We start from the raw sequence: 16,349 nt of genomic DNA on the forward strand, positions 1-16,349 counted from the left end.
ATGTCTACCCTTGAAATCAAGGATCTGCACGTCAGCATCGAGACGGAACAGGGCACCAAGCCCATCCTCAAAGGCGTCAGCCTGACCATCAGCACCGGCGAGATCCACGCCATCATGGGCCCGAACGGTTCCGGTAAGTCCACCCTCGCGTCGACGATCGCCGGTCACCCGCGGTACACCGTGGACAGCGGTTCAATCACGCTCGACGGCGAGGACGTCCTGCAGATGAGCGTTGACGAGCGTGCCCGCGCAGGTCTCTTCCTCGCCATGCAGTATCCCGTCGAGGTCCCAGGCGTCACCATGACGAACTTCCTGCGGACGGCCAAGACGGCACTCGACGGTCAAGCCCCCAGCCTTCGCCACTGGACCAAGGACGTCAAGGAAGCGATGACGCAGCTGCGCATCGATGCAGACTTCGCACAGCGCAATGTCAACGAGGGCTTCTCCGGCGGCGAAAAGAAGCGCGTGGAGATCCTCCAGCTCGAGCTGTTCAAGCCGAAGTTCGCCATTCTCGACGAGACCGATTCCGGCCTTGACGTCGATGCACTGAAGGTCGTCTCCGAGGGCGTGAACCGTGAGCACAGCAAGGGCAACATGGGCACGCTGCTCATCACCCACTACACCCGCATCCTGCGGTACATCAAGCCGGACTTCGTGCACGTCTTTGTTGACGGACGGATCGCCGAAGAGGGTGGCCCCGAGCTCGCTGACCGCCTTGAGGAAGAGGGCTACGACCGCTTCCTCGTGCCCGGCGCTGCTACTGCCGGCGCCTGACCCACTCTCAGAGAGAAAGGCTCCTCCACATGAGCGATGTGAATGCAGCACAGACATCCCTTGAGGACGTCGAAGAGGCATTGAAGGACGTCATCGACCCGGAGCTCGGCGTGAATATCGTCGATCTGGGCCTCCTGTACGGCCTCAAGTACGCCGAGGACGGCGCGCTGCTGATCGATATGACCCTCACCACAGCCGCCTGCCCGCTCACCGACGTGATCGAGGAGCAGGTCGGGGAGGCGCTTGACGGCACAGTCGACGACTGGAGGCTGAACTGGGTGTGGATGCCGCCGTGGGGACCGGAGCGCATCACCGAGGACGGTCGGGATCAGATGCGGGCCCTAGGGTTCAACATCTAGCCGACCTTTTCCAGCGGTTCCTTACCGGAGGGACGGCGGCGCATTGCGTTGCCGTCCCTCCAGTGCGTTAAGGCTCAGGCACCGCTTTCAAGGTATACCCGGCGGAAAAGTTCAGCGAGCCTGTCCGAAAACAGGACAAACCTGACTTCCCGGACACCGCCGCCGTAAGCTGCCACGGCCTTGAACGCGATCCGGGCCACTGCTTCCGGATCCCAGCCATAGATGCCGGCGCTGATCGCAGGAAAAGCAACGCTTCGCGCTTCCAGCTCGTCTGCAACCTCAAGGCTACGGCGGAAACACGATTCGAGCAGCGATGGGTCCGTCTGGCCCGCGTGCCGGTTCGGCCCGACGGTGTGAATGACCCAGCGGGCCGGCAGCCGGAACCCGGGGGTGGCGACAGCCTGACCCACCGGCAGACCGCTCGGCAACAAATCACGCCGAACTGCGCGGCATGCCTCGGTGAGTTCCGGCCCCGCCGCGGCGTGGATGGCACCGTCGACTCCTCCGCCGCCGAGCAGCGAGGAATTGGCGGCATTGACGACGGCGTCCACCTTCTGGGTGGTGATGTCGCCCTCGACGATCTGTACGTTCACCGGCATCGCGGTCACGCACCGTTCCGCAGGATGCCGCAATGAAGCGATTTCAAAGTCCTGAACATGGGCACCAATGTACTAACGTTGCCGTACCGCCAGAAGAGGGAGCCTCCCTACTCATGCCCTTCATCAACCGTCTGCTGCACTGGGCCCGTACCGAGCCTGAGCGCGCCGCCGTCGTGGCCGGTGACCGGCGGCTGACCTACGGCGAACTGGCCGACTGCGCGCGCTCCTTGCAGGTGCCCGCAGGTGGCATGACCGCCATCCAGTTCGAGGATCCGCTGGACTTCACGGTCACGTTCACCGCCGTGGTCGGACGGGGCGGGTGCGCCGCTGTCCTCGACCCCGCCTGGCCGGAGGCTCTACGGCTCCGCGTGCTCGGCGCACTCCGTCCGGATGCCCTACTCACCTCACGACCTTCAATCGATCCGTCGGGCGCCCCGCCACTCGCCGACCCGCCCGCCGATGCGCGCTTCTACTGCGGCTTCACATCGGGCACATCGGGCGTGCCGAAGGGGTTCGTGCGCACCTCCGGTTCCTGGTCACGCTCACTGCAGCGCAGCGTCGAACGGTTCGGTATCGCCCCCGGCCTGCGCGTCTTCGCGCCGGGTCCCTTGGCAGCAAGCCTGAGCCTCTACGCCCTCGCCGAATGCCTCTACGCCGGTGCGACCTTTCACGCTCTGCCACCGGGAAACGCAGCGGCGAAGGGACCCCGCATGGCGGAAGTTCTCCGCTCCGGGCGCATCGAACACCTCGTCGGTGTTCCCTCTGCCTTACGGCTTGCCCTGGAACGGATGGAGACTGAACTGCCGGACCTGCGCACCGTCGTTTCCGGCGGTTCCAAGCTGTCGGCAGCGGAGACCAGGATCATCTGGCGTATGGCGCCGGCTGCGCGCGTCTTCGAGTATTACGGGGCATCGGAGTTGAGTCTGGTCACCGTGCGGCGGGTTGACGAAGGTCCCGGTGACGACGTCGGGCATCCGTTTCCGGGGGTGCAGATCCGGATCGATACGAATCGAGACGAGGGTCGGCACGGCAAGGCAGGGACCGTCCTGGTGCGGACGGACACAGCCATCGAGGGCTATCTCTTCGGCGACGACGGGCGCGCCTTCCAGCGACGCGGTGACTGGGTCACGGTCCAGGACAGGGGCTGGATTGACGACGACGGCGCGCTACACCTGACCGGCCGGCACGGCGACATGGTGGTGGTCGCGGGAAACAACGTGTATCCCGCCGAGGTCGAAGCCGCGCTGGCGCAGGCGGGCTTTCCGACCGCCGTCGTACTGGGGGTTCCGGACCCGCGCCGGGGCTCTTCCCTTGCCGCTGTTATCGAAGCCCGGCCCGGCGCCGCTATCGATGCGCATCGGCTCCGTGCGCGTTTGCGGGAGCTGCTGCCAGCGGCGCAGGTGCCGGTCTCGGTATACCGTATCGGACACCTGCCGTTGACATCGGCGGGCAAACCGGACCGGGCGTGGCTGGAAGCCGTGGTCCTCTCAAGGGAGGGTGTCCTTGAGCCAATATTCTGATGACCGGCCTGCCGGTAGCCGGGCCGCAGTCGTCTTGTGCCGCCGCACGCCGTTCGGTCGCCTTCGTGGCGTATTCTCGACCACAGAGGCCCATGACCTGCTCGCTGCCGTCCTGCCCGCCGTACAGCGGGACGCCGGCTTGGCGGCAGCCGACATCGATGACGTCATTATCGGCAACGCCACCGGTGGCGGAGGTAATGTCGCGAGGTTGGCCGCGCTTACGGCAGGCCTCCCGGTTGAGGTCCCGGGGCTCACCATCGACCGGCAGTGTGCGTCGGGACTCGATGCCATCGTGCTCGCCTGCCGGTTGGCCGAATCGGGAGCAGGTTCATGGTTTATTGCCGGGGGAGCGGAGAGCTGCAGCACCGCACCGCTGCGCGCGCATCGGTTGACGTCGCTGCCGGGCGCACCGGACTTCTACTCCCGCGCCCGGTTTGCGCCGGACGCCCACGGCGATCCCGACGCCGGCCAGGCGGCCGAGAACGTCGCCTCCCATTTCGGCATCGACCGCAGGCAGCAGGACGAGTACGCCTTGCTCAGCTACGCCCGCACGGAGGCCGCGCTTGGGGAGATGGCAGCGGAAATCGTTCCGGTAGCAGGGTGTGACACGGACGAGACACCGCGCCGCGGGATGTCAGCGAGGCTCCTGACCCGCTTTCCGCCCGCCTTCGCGCCGGCCGGGAGCGTCACCGCCGGTAATTCATGCGCCGACGCGGATGGCGCGGTGGTCGCCGTCGTCACGAGCGTGGAGCGCGCGCGGGCGGCAGGTTTCGGCACGGTGCTCGAATTCCATGGCTCGGCAGCCGCAGGTGGCCCACCTTCACAGTTTGGGACAGCAGGTGCCTACGCAGCGCGGAAGCTCCTTGACCGGCTGCATCTGACGCCGGACGCTGTCTCCACCTGGGAGTACAACGAGGCGTTTGCCGCACAGGTGCTCGCCTCTGCGCAGCTGATCGGTGTTGCCCCCGGGAAGCTCAACCTGCACGGCGGCGCCCTCGCCTACGGTCATCCGTACGGAGCCTCGGGGGCGATGCTCGTCGCCAACCTGCTCCGGCAAGCCTCAGCGACAAGTCGTCAGAAATATGACGACGCCGCCGGCTGGTCGATGGCGGCGGTCAGCGCCGCCGGCGGCGTGGGAACGGCGGCCGCCTTCCGCGCAGTAGAGCTGCAATAGACGCTCGCGCCCGGCCTACGGGCGGTCGGTGACCTCGTCGTCGTCCCCGGTGTCTGCCAGCCCGCGCGCAGCCAGAGCCTCGCCCGTCTGCTGGGCATACGCCACGGCACCGATGAAGACGGGAAGGATGAGCGCCCGCGGATTGCGCTCGAGCCCGCGCGCCCGGGCGGCGTCGCGGGAGTCTTCCGCCGCCCCTACCAGATAGGGGATGCTGCGCAGCATCAGGGCAACGGTGAGCCCGAAGCGCTCGGGGTCCGCACCCAGCGGTCGCAGCGGACGGGCCAGTGAGACCAGACCGTCGAGGAGGCGCTGGCTCTCGGTCGTCAACGTCACCAGCAGGGCAGCCAGGACGCAGACGACGATGTTGCCCACCACAAGAAACGCCGTCAGGAGGCCCGCATTGAACCACTGGAATGCTCCGAGGATCAGGATGAGGGGCCACATCCGGGTGAGGGGCTGCACCAGTTCCCGGAAGGTAAGACGGGCACCGGCCAGATATGCCAGGGCGACCACGGCAAGGCCGCCGAGAGTCGCCCACGCCGAGTTGAGAGCCAAAACCGCCATCGACAGAATGGCTACCGGCACGAACTTCGCCCACAGGGGTGCGGCGTGCAGCAGCGACTTACGCTCCACATAGGCGCCCAGCAGGCTGGCGTGTCCTCTCACCGCGGTCCTTCAGCGGTCACTCCATGCAGGCTGAGCTCACGGTAAGCGGCGACGGCGTCGACAGGCGGGCCGTCGAAAACCACCTGTCCTGAGTCCACAACCAGGGTGCGCTCTGCTTCCAGCGCGAAGTTGAGGGAGTGGGTGGTGAAGATGACCTGCTGGTCAAGGCAGCGGAACAGTCGGCGAACGCGCTCTTCATTCCGAAGGTCAAGGAGGGTGGTCGGTTCATCAGCAACCAGTACCTTCGGGTCACACGCCAGCACCACGGCGAGGGCAAGGAGCTGGCGCTCACCACCCGAGAGGTCATACACGCTCTGATCCGCCAGGTGGAGGAGACCGAACCGGTCAAGAACCTTCTCAGCCGCAGCCCGGCGCTCCTCGCGATGACGGTACCGGCGGCGCAGGGACAGCTCCACGTCTTCACGCCCGGTCGGCATGACCAGCTGCGACAACGGGTCCGTGAACATGAACCCGACGCTGCGTCGAACGGCCGAGCCCTTGCGCGCGGTGTCCTGTCCATCCACCTGCACGCTGCCCGACGTCGGCAACACCAGGGAATTGATCAGTTTCAGCAGGGTCGACTTGCCCGAACCGTTTGCCCCGATGATGCTGATGCGGTCCTCAACCAGCGACAGGTGCAGCGGCGCCAGAATCTGTCGCGTTGCAGGATGCTCGGCCTGTACCGCTGCGCCGTCGAACTGAATCATGACGATCAGACCCGGCTTGCCGGACGGGACTGGAGGCGGGGAAACGCCTTGACGACGCTGAGGCCGATTGCGGCTGCGGCAAGATTCTTCAGGATGTCACCGGGAAGAAAGACGATGTCGGCGGCGATGGCGGCGGCGAGGTCCAGTTTCGCGTTGATCATCATGCCGACGATCCCGAAGGGGTGGGTGATGGTGAGGCTCGTGACAGTGCACGCAGCAAACAGAGCAAGGAAACGGTAGCGGGTCACCCGGCGAAACACGATCCGTGCCAGGAATCCGACCACAAATGCCGCGATCGGGAAGGCGATGATGTAACCGGCTGAGGGGCCGAAGAGCACCCCGATCCCGCCGCGGAACTGGCTGAAGATCGGCAGGCCCGCAAGCGCGACAGCGACATACAGGCTGAGCGCTGCACCCGCCCGCCAGGGTCCCAGCACGATACCGGTCACCATGATCGCCAGGGTCTGGAGCGTAATGGGCACGCCCACCTGACCCACCGGGATAGCGGGTAGGATGGCACTGGCGGCCACAACGGCTGCGAAGACCGCGATCAGCGAGAGATCGGTTGCATTCCAGGAACGACAAGTCCGCCCCGAAGTATCGGCGGATGTGGAATGCGGGGCCGGATTCGTCTGTTGCATCGTGAAGCTTTCTGTGAGATCTACACAACGGTGAGCTGTTACTTACCGAGATTAGTGCGGAGAGAAGCAAACACTTTTGTAGGATTCCTACAAATATCTAGGCCCGGCCCACGATGCCGGAACAGGAAAGGCCCAGCCACCGTGATTACCGTGTCGAATCTTGAATTGCGCGCGGGCGCAAGGCTGCTCATGGACCAGGTCTCCTTCCGGGTGGACCGCGGGGACAAGATCGGACTCGTCGGCCGTAACGGCGCCGGCAAGACAACCCTGACCAGGGTGCTGGCGGGCGAGGGCCTGCCCGCGGCGGGGGCGGTGACCCGGACGGGGGAAATCGGCTACCTGCCCCAGGACCCGCGCACGCCGAATATGGACCAGTTGGCCCGCGACCGGATCCTCTCAGCCCGGAATTTGGATGTCGTTGTGGGAAAGCTTCGCGATACGCAGGATCAGATGGCCAGCGATGATCCCGCGGTTCGGGACAAGGCCATGGGCCGTTATGACCGCCTCGAGGCGGAGTTCCTCGCTCACGGCGGCTATGCTGCCGAAGCGGAGGCGGCCGCCATCTCCTCGAACCTCGCCCTACCGGAACGGATCCTCAACCAGCCGCTCAAGACCCTTTCGGGCGGTCAGCGCCGACGGGTTGAACTCGCGCGCATCCTCTACTCCGGCGCGGAAACCATGCTCCTGGACGAACCGACCAACCACCTCGACGCGGACTCCATCACCTGGCTCCGGGACTTCCTGAAGAACCACCAGGGCGGGCTGATCGTGATCAGCCACGACGTCGACCTGCTTGAGGCGACCGTCAACAAGGTCTTCCACCTTGACGCCAACCGGTCCACCATCGACCTCTACAACATGGGCTGGAAGCGCTACGTCCAGCAGCGTGAGACTGATGAGCGGGCGCGGAAGCGGGAGCGGGCCAACACCGAGAAGAAGGCGCAGGTGCTGATAGATCAGGCCAACAAGATGCGCGCCAAGGCCACCAAGGCAGTCGCGGCCCAGAACATGGCGAAGCGGGCCGAGCGGATGCTCTCGGGGCTCGACGACGTACGCGCCCAGGACAGGGTCGCAGCATTGCGCTTCCCGGAGCCGGCGCCGTGCGGCCGCACGCCGATGACCGCCGAAGGCCTGAGCAAGTCCTACGGATCGCTCGAGATTTTCACCGACGTCGACCTGGCCATTGACCGCGGATCCAAAGTTGTGATCCTCGGCCTGAACGGTGCGGGTAAAACCACACTGTTGCGCATGCTTGCGGGCGTCGACCAGCCCGATACCGGGAAGATTGTTCCGGGTCACGGGCTGAAAGTCGGCTACTACGCCCAGGAACATGAAACCCTCGACACCGAGCGCACCGTGCTTCAGAACATGCGTTCCTCGGCCCCGGACATGCGTGACGCGGAGGTACGAGGGATCCTCGGATCCTTCCTCTTCTCGGGAGATGACGTCGACAAGCCGGCGGGAGTCCTTTCCGGCGGTGAGAAAACACGTTTGGCCCTCGCCACCATCGTGGCGTCCTCCGCAAACGTGCTGCTGCTGGACGAGCCCACCAATAACCTGGACCCCGCGAGCCGTGCGGAAATCCTGGGAGCGCTGCGAAACTACTCCGGCGCCGTCGTGCTCGTCAGCCACGATGAGGGCGCCGTGGATGCGCTCAACCCGGAACGGGTTGTGCTGCTGCCCGACGGCGTCGAGGACCTCTGGAACGACGACTACCTCGAACTGGTGACGCTCGCCTAAAGACCCCGGGCATCGAGGATGGCGTCCTCTTCCTCCTCGGATGAGGGCCGCCGTCGTGCACGTGCAGGAGCAGGCTGCGCATCTTCGTCCTCGTGGTCAATGCGGTACTGCTGCCGGGCCGCATAGCCGAGCCCGACGAACAGCAGCACGCCGAAGGCAAACCACTGCATCGAGTAGGAAAGGTGCGGGCCCAGGTCAATGGCGGGTTTCGCGGGCGCGATCGGCATTGTGGCCGGAGCCGGCGTTTCGCTCGCCAGCAGTCCGTACGCTGCCGTGGCAATCGGGTACTCCAGCTGCTCCTGGTAACCGGCCAGGTTGATAGACGCGAGTTGTCCCGCCGGCGCTGATCGGTTCAGAGCCGGCTCAGCCGGCCGGATACGCGCGATGACGGTCACCCCGCCGACCGGTGCCTGCGGCACAGTATCGGGTCGGCCGGCCTGGTTGTTACCAATCGGCAGCCAGCCGCGGTTTATGACGACGGCGGTCCCGTCCTGCAGCTTGAGCGGAACCAGCACCTCGTACCCCGGCCGTCCGTTCAGCGGCCGGTTGCGGACGATGCGCTCATTGGCATGGTCGTACTCTCCGACCAGCGTGACGGGAGTCCATTCGCGCGTCTCCTCAAACGAGGCAAAGAGTTCGGGGGAGTATGCGACAGGCGCCTGGTCGTAGTTGGCCGCCACCGTACCCACGGTGGCGGCTGCATGATTCCGCCGGTCAAGCTGCCATAGGCCCAGCGCGGTGCAGGCTGCAGCGAGCACCAGAACGAGCGCCAACCAGCCGAACCAGCGGGGTGTCGCCAGGTATTTCAGTATGTTCACGACGGCGCCGTACTGCCTTCCAGGGGCACCGTCTGCTTCCAGAGGCCCCGGGTCGTGAGGTATTCCTGAAGCCACTCGCGGTGTTCAGCGCAGGCCAGCCAGACTTTTCTGCGTTCCGGCGTGTGAATGCGGGGGTTATTCCAGAGGAGCTGCCAGGACGCGCTTTGTCCGCAGGCCTTCCGCGAGCAGATGGGATCTCCGTGCGCAGTGGAAGCTGCGGCAGCTGAAGGGGCTGCGCCCGGCAACTGATCGAAAATGCTCACGTGGTCGCTTCCTTCTCCTGTGCTTGCTGGTCAGCATCTGGTTCTTCCGGGATGATCTCGCCCTCCAGCGTGACAAACCCCTCATTCTCGGCGGCGGGTTGCGGTGCCTCCAGCTCCGGCGCCGGTGCACGGTCCAGCAATGAGTCACTGTGGGCCAGGTTGCTGGTGTCGCTTCCGCCGTTGGCGATGATCACCGCGAAATAGGGCAGGAACACCGCACCCGCGATCATCACCCACTGCAGCCAGCCCTCCACCACGAAGACGAGGATCAGGCAGATCATTCGGATCCCCATGGAGACCGAATACTTAATCATGCGCTGGCGCATCTCATCACTGTGCGCCTCTCGGGCATCACTGATGTTATGGATTTCCGGGCGGCGCTTGGACTGATGGCTCAGCTTGATCATGACACTCCAAAGGGACTCTTATATTGTCTCACTCCGTTAGCCGTTGTTAAAGTTCCCGTCTTCGCCGTTAGGATCGAACGGACGCAGGCACCGCCCATCCGAAAGGACCCTCCGTGCAGGAACAAGACACCGCTGTAACGCCCGAAGAGAAGACCGGACGCAGCGTCCTGGTGACGGGAGGTAACCGCGGCATCGGACTGGCGATCGCCCAGTCTTTCCTTGCTAATGGTGACCGTGTGGCAATCACGTACCGCAGCGGGGAAGTTCCCGAGGGCATGCTCGGCGTAAAGGCCGATGTCACGGACACCGAGGAGATCGACGACGCCTTCCGCGAGGTCGAGGACGCACACGGGACGGTTGAGGTGCTCGTAGCCAACGCGGGTATCACGCGGGACACCTTGCTGCTGCGCATGAGCGAGACGGACTTCACGGACGTCATCGACACCAACCTCACCGGCGCATTCCGCGTGATCAAGCGGGCCTGCAGGGGTATGATCCGCCACCGCACCGGCCGGATTGTGCTCATCTCGTCTGTTTCCGGGCTTTATGGCGCACCGGGGCAGATCAACTACTCCGCTTCCAAGGCCGGGCTTGTAGGCATCGCACGCTCTCTGACCCGCGAGCTCGGGTCGCGCGGGATCACCTGCAACGTGGTTGCTCCCGGCTTCATCAACACGGACATGACGGCCGCCCTTCCGCCCGAAACCCAGGAGAACTACCGTTCCTCCATTCCGGCAGGCCGTTTCGCAGAGGCAGACGAGGTTGCGAACGTTGTCCGATGGATTGCCAGCGATGAAGCGGCTTACATCTCCGGTGCCGTCATTCCCGTGGACGGCGGACTCGGAATGGGCCACTGATTTTCCACTGACGGGCTAGGCAGCTCACCGTCCACAGAAGCTACAGGCAGAAACGAATCAAGGAGGCTCCCACACATGGGCGCACTGGACAGTACAACGGCAATCGTCACGGGATCCTCCCGCGGAATCGGCGCCGAGGTGGCGAGGCTGCTCGCTGAGCAGGGTGCCGCCGTCGTCGTCAATTACCGGCAGAAGGCGCCCCGCGCCAACAAGGTGGTAGCCGGGATCGAGTCCGCCGGCGGCCGGGCTGTTGCCGTTGGGGCGGACCTCACAGCGCCGGATGGCGCACAGGCACTGGTTGATGCAGCCGTGCAGAATTTCGGCGGGCTCAACCTGCTGGTGCTCAACGCTTCCGGCGGAATGGAAACCGGCCTCGGTGAGGACTACGCGCTCAAGCTCAACCGGGACGCACAGGTAGGCATGCTCACCGCTGCGCTTGAGGTGATGCCCCCGGGTTCCCGCGTTGTTTTCGTCACGAGCCATCAGGCGCACTTCATCAACTCGGTTGCCACCATGGACGCCTACGAACCTGTTGCGCGCAGCAAGCGCGCCGGTGAGGATGCCCTCCGCGACATGATTCCTGCGCTGACCGAACGCGGCATCAGTTTCGTCGTGGTCTCCGGCGACATGATCGAGGGGACCGTTACAGCCACGCTGCTCGACCGCGCCGCTCCCGGCGCCATCGAGGCTCGTAGACAGGAAGCAGGGCGTCTGTACACCGTGGAGGAATTCGCGGCGGAAATCGTCGCCATGGCAACCGCGGACGTCCCCACCGGTCACACCGAGTACGTGGGGGGCGCGGAGCACTTCGCGCGCTAGCCCTCCACTTCCCGCCTGAGGTGTCTACAGCCGCACGAAGTGGCGGACCACATCCAGGTACGGGAAGTCCACCGCAACATCCGCAGCGGCCCGGACGGCGGGCTTGGCGTTGAACGCTACGCCAAGCCCCGCCGCGGCCAGCATGTCGAGGTCGTTGGCCCCGTCGCCCACCGCGATCGTGCGCTCGAGGGGTATGCCGGCCGCTTCGGCCCATGTCTGCAGGCAGCGCTCCTTCTCCGCCCGGTCAACGACCGGGCCGATGACCGAACCCGTGAGCGTTCCGGCATCCACACCGAGCTCATTGGCCTTTGCATGCGTCAGCTTCAGCCGGGCAGCCAGCGGTTCAAGAATCTGGCTGAATCCGCCGGAAACGACCGCCACGAGATGACCCGCACTCAGGAACGCCTCGACAAGGTGCTCCGCGCCCTCGCTCAGCTCAATCCGGGTCCCGACGTCATCGATGACGTTTTCCGCCAGTCCGGCAAGCACCGCGACCCTGGCGTGCAGGCTCTGCGCAAAATCGAGTTCACCGCGCATCGCGGACTCGGTGACTGCAGCAACTTCGGCCTCCCGGCCGGCGTGGGCTGCGAGGAGTTCGATGACCTCCTGCTTGATGAGCGTGGAGTCGACATCCATGATGAGCAGCTTGGTTCCCTCGCCGAGCAGCGCCGGGGGAACGATGGCGATGCCGATCTCATCCGACACCAGCGTGGCAACCGCCGTCCGCAGCGTGTTGATGCCGTCGTCGGAACTGACAGTGAGGCTCGCGACCTGGTATCTGCCGGCGTCGTCATTGCTTTCTCCGACGACGACGGCACCCGTAGCCTGCAGCGCGCGGCGCATCTTCGAGCGGTGGGACTCCTCCAGACGGGTGCCGAAGCTGACCACCCTGAACATCTCGGTCACGTGCGCCAACGGCCTTTCGTAGATCTGACTTTCACCTGTCATTATGGTGCCCGGCTCGGCGGCCGTGAAACCGGCGACTCACCGGTTCAGGAGGGGCCGGCGTCTGTTCGCGGTCCATTTAACGTTCGTGGCCGCACTTGGCCTAGTGTCTACTGTCATGAGTGATGTTCTGGAACTCTCCGGGGTGAGCCTGGTCCGCGGAGGGAAAGCGCTCCTGGATGATGTTGACTGGCAGGTCCGGGAAGGCGAGCGCTGGGTGGTCATGGGACCAAACGGCGCGGGCAAGACGACGCTGCTGCAGATTGCCGGCGCGCGAATCCATCCCACCCGTGGGGTAGCGGGCATCCTCGATGAGGTGCTCGGAGCCGTCGACGTGTTTGAGCTGCGGCCGCGCATTGGCCTGGCCTCCGCCGCGCTGGCCTCGCAGATTCCGGAACACGAAACCGTTCTTAACGTCGTGGTGACGGCCTCCTATGGGGTAACCGGCCGTTGGCGTGAACAGTACGAGAAGGTGGACGAGCGCCGCGCCTTCCGGTTGCTCGACGCCTGGGGCGTATCCACGTTCATGAACCGGCCATTCGCCTCCCTGAGCGAGGGCGAACGCAAGCGCGTTCAGATCGCACGTGCGCTGATGGTTGATCCGGAACTCCTGCTCCTCGATGAACCCGCCGCCGGTCTGGATCTTGCCGGGCGTGAAGACCTGGTCGCCCGCCTCAGTGAACTGGCTGCTGATGAGGAGTCGCCGGCGATCGTCCTGGTGACACACCATCTTGAGGAAGTACCCCCCGGTTTCACCCATGCCATGTTGATGCGCGAAGGTGCAATAGTGGCAGCGGGACCCATCGGCGAGGTACTGGTGGCGGAGCACTTGAGCCACGCGTTCGACCTGCCACTTGAGGTCACCCGGCGGGACGGCCGATACAGCGCCGTCGCGCGGCCCTAGCGCGGGGAACACCCACGTGGACCTACTGCACGATGGGCTGATCCTGCTTGGAGGCCTGTGGGCCGGAACCATCAATACCATCGTGGGTTCGGGCACGCTCGTGACCTTCCCAATCCTGGTTGCCCTTGGCTACGCGCCGGTGACCGCCACCATCAGCAACGCCATGGGACTCGTGGCCGGAAACGTGTCCGGTGCGTGGGGCTACCGCGAGGAGCTGAAAGGGAACGGACGCACACTCGCGGCACTGCTGCCCGCCTCGCTGATCGGCGGGATCACCGGTGCAGCCCTTCTCCTCAATCTTCCGGACACTGTCTTCGAGATTGTCGCGCCGTTCCTGATCGTTGTGGCGCTCGGCTTCGTGGTTTTCCAGCCGAAGCTCCAGCGCTGGGTGCGGCGCCGCGCCGAGCTGAAGCCGCCCACCCGCTCCCACCCGCTGGCCCTGACCGTGCTCGTATTCCTGGCCGGAGTCTACGGCGGGTACTTCGTGGCGGCGCAGGGCATCCTTTTGGTGGGCATCCTGGGTGTCTTCCTGCACGGCACCATGCAGGCAGCCAACGCCATGAAGAACGTCCTTGTGCTGGGCGTGAACCTGATCGCCGCCGTCTCCTACATGATCTTCGCCTTCGACCGGATCGAGTGGTGGGTGGTCCTGCTCATCGCCATTGGATCCCTGATCGGCGGCGTCATCGGTTCGAAAGTCGGAAGGCGGCTCTCCCCGGTCGTGCTCCGGAGCGTCATCGTGGTGCTCGGGCTGGTGGCCCTTTACACGATGATCGCGCGGCTGGTGAGCTAGCGTGCCGCTGGAGCGACTCAAGGACGCGTCAGACCCACGGGTCAGTGACTACACCGGTCTCACGGACACCCAGCTTCGGCGGCGCCGGGAGCCGGCGGAGGGTCTCTACATCGCCGAGAGCACGAAGGTCCTCCGGCGTGCCATTGACGCCGGGCACACGCCGCGGTCCTTCTTCCTGACGGACAAGTGGCTGCCCGACCTCGAAGATCTCCTCGCCCGGTTCCCTGATGTACCCGCCTATGTCGGTTCTGAGCCGGTTCTGGAAGACATCACGGGCTTCCATCTCCACCGCGGAGCATTGGCAGCCATGAACCGCCCCGCGCCGCTTCAACTGGATGATGTACTACTGAATGCGCGTCGTGTAGCGGTTCTCGAGGACATGGTGGACCACACCAACCTCGGAGCGGTTTTCCGTTCAGCTGCGGCGCTCGGGGTGGACGCGGTCCTCGTGACGCCGCGCTGCGCTGACCCTCTCTACCGCAGGGCGATCCGGGTGAGCATGGGAACTGTCTTCCAGGTCCCCTGGGTGAGGCTGGATTCCTGGCCCGGGAATATCGAGACCCTGCGCAGGTTCGGTTTCCTGGTGGCGGCGCTTGCCCTTGACCCGCGGTCCATCGAACTGCAGGAGCTATCCCGGCGGAACCCCGACCGGCTGGCACTCATCCTTGGGACGGAGGGCGAGGGCCTGTCACGGCAGACCCTCGAAGAATCGGACCTTTGCGTCCGCATCCCCATGAACCCGGCAGTGGATTCGCTCAACGTGGCCGCGGCAGGCGCTGTCGCTTTCTGGGAATGCCGACGCAGCGACGGCTGATCTACCCGCCGCGCTTTCGCGGTTCCGGCACCCGTGCGGTAGAGTTGGTTGCTGGCCCAATGGCCGCCAACTTTCAAACCACCGGTGTCTGGCAAAATCCAGGCAACTACAGAAGGTACCACTATGAAGTCTGAAATCCACCCCAAGTACGCATCGGTCGTTTTCCGCGACCTCGCTTCTGAGAAGTCTTTCCTGACCCGCTCAACCGTCACCTCCGACAAGACGGTCGAATGGGAGGACGGCAACACCTACCCGCTGGTAGAGGTGGAAATTTCTTCGGAGTCGCACCCGTTCTACACCGGCAAGCAGCGCATTATGGACTCCGCCGGCCGCGTCGAGCGCTTCAACCAGCGCTTCAAGGGCTTCGGCAAGAAGTAGTTCGTCCTGTGGTTTACTACTGGGCCCGAACCGGAATATCCGGTTCGGGCCCAGTAGTTTAATCGGACGTAAGCGGGAGCGGGCAGCAGGAGGATCATGGAGCAGGCGGCAATGCGGGAGCACCACGGGGAATACAAAGTCCCGGGCGGCAAGCTGGTCGTGGTCGACGCCGACGTCGTCGAAGACAGGCTCAGCGGCGTATCGGTGAACGGAGATTTCTTCCTGGAGCCGGACGAGGCCCTCGATGACATCAACGCCGCCCTTGAGGGCCTGTCCGCGGGGACGCAGCATGGTGACCTTGCAGCAGCGATCAGGCAGAGGTTGCGCCCGGATGCGCAACTGTTCGGCTTCTCTCCTGAAGCAGTAGCCACCGCCGTACGGCGTGCCGTCGGAAAGGCCTCGGTGTGGACGGACCATCAGTGGGAAATCATTGGTCCCACCCCGCTCCCGACGGCAATGCATGTTGCCATGGATGAAGTGCTGACCCGCGAGGTGGGTGCAGGCCGGAGGAATCCGACCCTGCGCTTCTGGGAGTGGGAAAGCCCGTCGGTGGTGATCGGCAGTTTCCAGTCGGTGCGCAATGAGGTCGACGCCGACGCCGTGAGTCGCCACGGCGTGAGCGTGGTGCGCCGCATCAGCGGCGGGGGAGCCATGTTCATGGAGCACGGGAACGCCATCACCTACTCGCTCTACCTTCCGCAGTCGCTGGTGGACGGAATGAGCTTCGCTGACTCCTACCCGTTCCTCGACGATTGGGTAATGGAAGGGCTGAAAAGGATCGGCATCTCCGCGTGGTACCAGCCTCTGAATGACATCGCGACGGACCTCGGCAAGATCGGCGGGGCGGCACAGAAACGGCTGAGCAACGGCGGGATGCTCCACCACGTGACGATGTCGTATGACATAGACGCGGAGAAGATGCTTGAGGTACTGCGGATCGGGCGCGAAAAACTTTCGGACAAGGGAATCAAGAGCGCCAAGAAGCGGGTGGACCCACTCCGTCGGCAAACCGGTCTTGCCCGGGAAGAAATCATCCGTGTGCTCAGCGATACCTTCCGCGAACGTTACGGGGCAGTGGACGGGACACTGCATCCCGCAGAGCTCACAGCGGCGGAGTCGCTGGTGAAAGAGAAATTCGGGACCGACGAGTGGCTCTTTAGGGTTCCCTGAG

20 protein-coding genes are annotated in these 16,349 nt (G+C 64.8%); 12 read left to right on the forward strand and 8 right to left on the reverse strand.

The window, feature by feature from the left end; all coding sequences use genetic code 11:
- A complete protein-coding gene (sufC, locus tag AC5RTB_RS16155) occupies positions 1 to 774 on the forward strand; it encodes a Fe-S cluster assembly ATPase SufC (protein ID WP_494062065.1) in 774 nt (257 codons plus the stop codon).
- A 29-nt stretch (positions 775 to 803) separates the two neighbouring features.
- Positions 804 to 1,133 carry a metal-sulfur cluster assembly factor gene (locus AC5RTB_RS16160; RefSeq protein WP_490891507.1) on the forward strand — a complete coding sequence of 110 codons (330 nt, stop codon included), beginning with the start codon at positions 804 to 806 and terminating at the stop codon, positions 1,131 to 1,133.
- A 74-nt stretch (positions 1,134 to 1,207) separates the two neighbouring features.
- Here the strand turns inward: AC5RTB_RS16160 and AC5RTB_RS16165 are convergent, their stop codons facing one another.
- Positions 1,208 to 1,732, reverse strand: a complete 525-nt coding sequence (locus tag AC5RTB_RS16165) for an O-acetyl-ADP-ribose deacetylase (protein ID WP_494062104.1) — start codon at positions 1,730 to 1,732, stop codon at positions 1,208 to 1,210.
- 113 nt (positions 1,733 to 1,845) lie between these two features.
- Between AC5RTB_RS16165 and AC5RTB_RS16170 the strand changes: the two genes are divergently transcribed.
- Both AC5RTB_RS16170 and AC5RTB_RS16175 read left to right on the forward strand, forming a co-directional pair.
- A complete protein-coding gene (locus tag AC5RTB_RS16170; RefSeq protein WP_494062066.1) occupies positions 1,846 to 3,252 on the forward strand; it encodes a class I adenylate-forming enzyme family protein in 1,407 nt (468 codons plus the stop codon).
- Positions 3,236 to 4,426 (forward strand): thiolase family protein, encoded by a 1,191-nt coding sequence (locus tag AC5RTB_RS16175; RefSeq protein WP_494062067.1) that lies wholly within the window; start codon positions 3,236 to 3,238, stop codon positions 4,424 to 4,426. The genes AC5RTB_RS16170 and AC5RTB_RS16175 overlap by 17 nt, the downstream gene beginning before the upstream one ends.
- 15 nt (positions 4,427 to 4,441) lie before the next feature.
- Here AC5RTB_RS16175 and AC5RTB_RS16180 read toward each other — a convergent pair whose 3' ends face one another.
- Genes AC5RTB_RS16180 through AC5RTB_RS16190 form a run of 3 tightly spaced genes read right to left on the reverse strand, consistent with a single transcriptional unit; the run spans position 4,442 to position 6,440 of the window.
- A complete protein-coding gene (locus tag AC5RTB_RS16180; RefSeq protein WP_494062068.1) occupies positions 4,442 to 5,092 on the reverse strand; it encodes an energy-coupling factor transporter transmembrane component T family protein in 651 nt (216 codons plus the stop codon).
- Positions 5,089 to 5,799: an energy-coupling factor ABC transporter ATP-binding protein gene (locus tag AC5RTB_RS16185; protein ID WP_494062069.1), complete on the reverse strand. Its 711-nt coding sequence runs from the start codon at positions 5,797 to 5,799 to the stop codon at positions 5,089 to 5,091. Before AC5RTB_RS16185 ends, AC5RTB_RS16180 begins: the two co-directional genes overlap by 4 nt.
- A gap of 5 nt (positions 5,800 to 5,804) precedes the next feature.
- On the reverse strand, positions 5,805 to 6,440 hold the full coding sequence (locus AC5RTB_RS16190; protein WP_494062070.1) for a biotin transporter BioY: 636 nt from the start codon (positions 6,438 to 6,440) through the stop codon (positions 5,805 to 5,807).
- A gap of 141 nt (positions 6,441 to 6,581) precedes the next feature.
- Between AC5RTB_RS16190 and AC5RTB_RS16195 the strand changes: the two genes are divergently transcribed.
- Entirely contained in the window at positions 6,582 to 8,180 is a 1,599-nt protein-coding gene (locus AC5RTB_RS16195) for an ABC-F family ATP-binding cassette domain-containing protein (protein WP_494062071.1), read from the forward strand.
- Here AC5RTB_RS16195 and AC5RTB_RS16200 read toward each other — a convergent pair.
- The 3 genes from AC5RTB_RS16200 to AC5RTB_RS16210 are packed head-to-tail and all read right to left on the reverse strand — an operon-like array spanning position 8,177 to position 9,668.
- Entirely contained in the window at positions 8,177 to 8,992 is an 816-nt protein-coding gene (locus AC5RTB_RS16200) for an SURF1 family cytochrome oxidase biogenesis protein (protein ID WP_494062105.1), read from the reverse strand. The genes AC5RTB_RS16195 and AC5RTB_RS16200 overlap by 4 nt on opposite strands.
- A gap of 2 nt (positions 8,993 to 8,994) precedes the next feature.
- Positions 8,995 to 9,261, reverse strand: a complete 267-nt coding sequence (locus AC5RTB_RS16205; protein WP_494062072.1) for a hypothetical protein — start codon at positions 9,259 to 9,261, stop codon at positions 8,995 to 8,997.
- On the reverse strand, positions 9,258 to 9,668 hold the full coding sequence (locus tag AC5RTB_RS16210) for a DUF3099 domain-containing protein (protein ID WP_494062073.1): 411 nt from the start codon (positions 9,666 to 9,668) through the stop codon (positions 9,258 to 9,260). Before AC5RTB_RS16210 ends, AC5RTB_RS16205 begins: the two co-directional genes overlap by 4 nt.
- A gap of 113 nt (positions 9,669 to 9,781) precedes the next feature.
- On the opposite strand from AC5RTB_RS16210, the gene AC5RTB_RS16215 reads away from it, so the two are divergent.
- A complete protein-coding gene (locus AC5RTB_RS16215; protein WP_494062074.1) occupies positions 9,782 to 10,525 on the forward strand; it encodes a beta-ketoacyl-ACP reductase in 744 nt (247 codons plus the stop codon).
- Positions 10,526 to 10,600: 75 nt separating this feature from the next.
- Positions 10,601 to 11,344, forward strand: coding sequence for an SDR family oxidoreductase (locus AC5RTB_RS16220; protein ID WP_494062075.1), 744 nt, complete (start codon positions 10,601 to 10,603; stop codon positions 11,342 to 11,344).
- Positions 11,345 to 11,368: 24 nt separating this feature from the next.
- Here AC5RTB_RS16220 and serB read toward each other — a convergent pair whose 3' ends face one another.
- Positions 11,369 to 12,250, reverse strand: coding sequence for a phosphoserine phosphatase SerB (serB, locus tag AC5RTB_RS16225; protein ID WP_494062106.1), 882 nt, complete (start codon positions 12,248 to 12,250; stop codon positions 11,369 to 11,371).
- 157 nt (positions 12,251 to 12,407) lie between these two features.
- Here serB and AC5RTB_RS16230 point away from each other — a divergent pair, with 157 nt between their 5' ends.
- From AC5RTB_RS16230 to lplAB, 5 genes are all read left to right on the forward strand, one after another.
- A complete protein-coding gene (locus AC5RTB_RS16230) occupies positions 12,408 to 13,193 on the forward strand; it encodes an ABC transporter ATP-binding protein (RefSeq protein ID WP_494062076.1) in 786 nt (261 codons plus the stop codon).
- Positions 13,194 to 13,209: 16 nt separating this feature from the next.
- Entirely contained in the window at positions 13,210 to 13,986 is a 777-nt protein-coding gene (locus AC5RTB_RS16235; RefSeq protein WP_494062077.1) for a sulfite exporter TauE/SafE family protein, read from the forward strand.
- A gap of 1 nt (position 13,987) precedes the next feature.
- Complete coding sequence (locus AC5RTB_RS16240) at positions 13,988 to 14,800, forward strand: TrmH family RNA methyltransferase (RefSeq protein WP_494062078.1); 813 nt, start codon at positions 13,988 to 13,990, stop codon at positions 14,798 to 14,800.
- A 123-nt stretch (positions 14,801 to 14,923) separates the two neighbouring features.
- The gene (locus tag AC5RTB_RS16245) at positions 14,924 to 15,178 is read left to right on the forward strand and encodes a type B 50S ribosomal protein L31 (protein ID WP_490891523.1); all 255 of its coding nucleotides are present in this window, start codon (positions 14,924 to 14,926) and stop codon (positions 15,176 to 15,178) included.
- A gap of 96 nt (positions 15,179 to 15,274) precedes the next feature.
- Positions 15,275 to 16,348, forward strand: a complete 1,074-nt coding sequence (gene lplAB / locus AC5RTB_RS16250) for a lipoate-protein ligase LplAB (protein ID WP_494062079.1) — start codon at positions 15,275 to 15,277, stop codon at positions 16,346 to 16,348.
- Position 16,349 lies beyond the last annotated feature (1 nt).

It is taken from the genome of Arthrobacter sp. M71 S08 (assembly GCF_059089725.1).

Bases quoted from the DNA above. Each gene is read 5' to 3' on its own strand.
- sufC (WP_494062065.1), top strand. From the start codon at position 1: ATGTCTACCCTTGAAATCAAGGATCTGCACGTCAGCATCGAGACGGAA.
- AC5RTB_RS16160 (WP_490891507.1), top strand. From the start codon at position 804: ATGAGCGATGTGAATGCAGCACAGACATCCCTTGAGGACGTCGAAGAG.
- AC5RTB_RS16165 (WP_494062104.1), bottom strand. From the start codon at position 1,732: ATGCCGGTGAACGTACAGATCGTCGAGGGCGACATCACCACCCAGAAG.
- AC5RTB_RS16170 (WP_494062066.1), top strand. From the start codon at position 1,846: ATGCCCTTCATCAACCGTCTGCTGCACTGGGCCCGTACCGAGCCTGAG.
- AC5RTB_RS16185 (WP_494062069.1), bottom strand. From the start codon at position 5,799: ATGATTCAGTTCGACGGCGCAGCGGTACAGGCCGAGCATCCTGCAACG.
- AC5RTB_RS16190 (WP_494062070.1), bottom strand. From the start codon at position 6,440: ATGCAACAGACGAATCCGGCCCCGCATTCCACATCCGCCGATACTTCG.
- AC5RTB_RS16210 (WP_494062073.1), bottom strand. From the start codon at position 9,668: ATGATCAAGCTGAGCCATCAGTCCAAGCGCCGCCCGGAAATCCATAAC.
- AC5RTB_RS16220 (WP_494062075.1), top strand. From the start codon at position 10,601: ATGGGCGCACTGGACAGTACAACGGCAATCGTCACGGGATCCTCCCGC.
- AC5RTB_RS16230 (WP_494062076.1), top strand. From the start codon at position 12,408: ATGAGTGATGTTCTGGAACTCTCCGGGGTGAGCCTGGTCCGCGGAGGG.
- AC5RTB_RS16245 (WP_490891523.1), top strand. From the start codon at position 14,924: ATGAAGTCTGAAATCCACCCCAAGTACGCATCGGTCGTTTTCCGCGAC.
- lplAB (WP_494062079.1), top strand. From the start codon at position 15,275: ATGGAGCAGGCGGCAATGCGGGAGCACCACGGGGAATACAAAGTCCCG.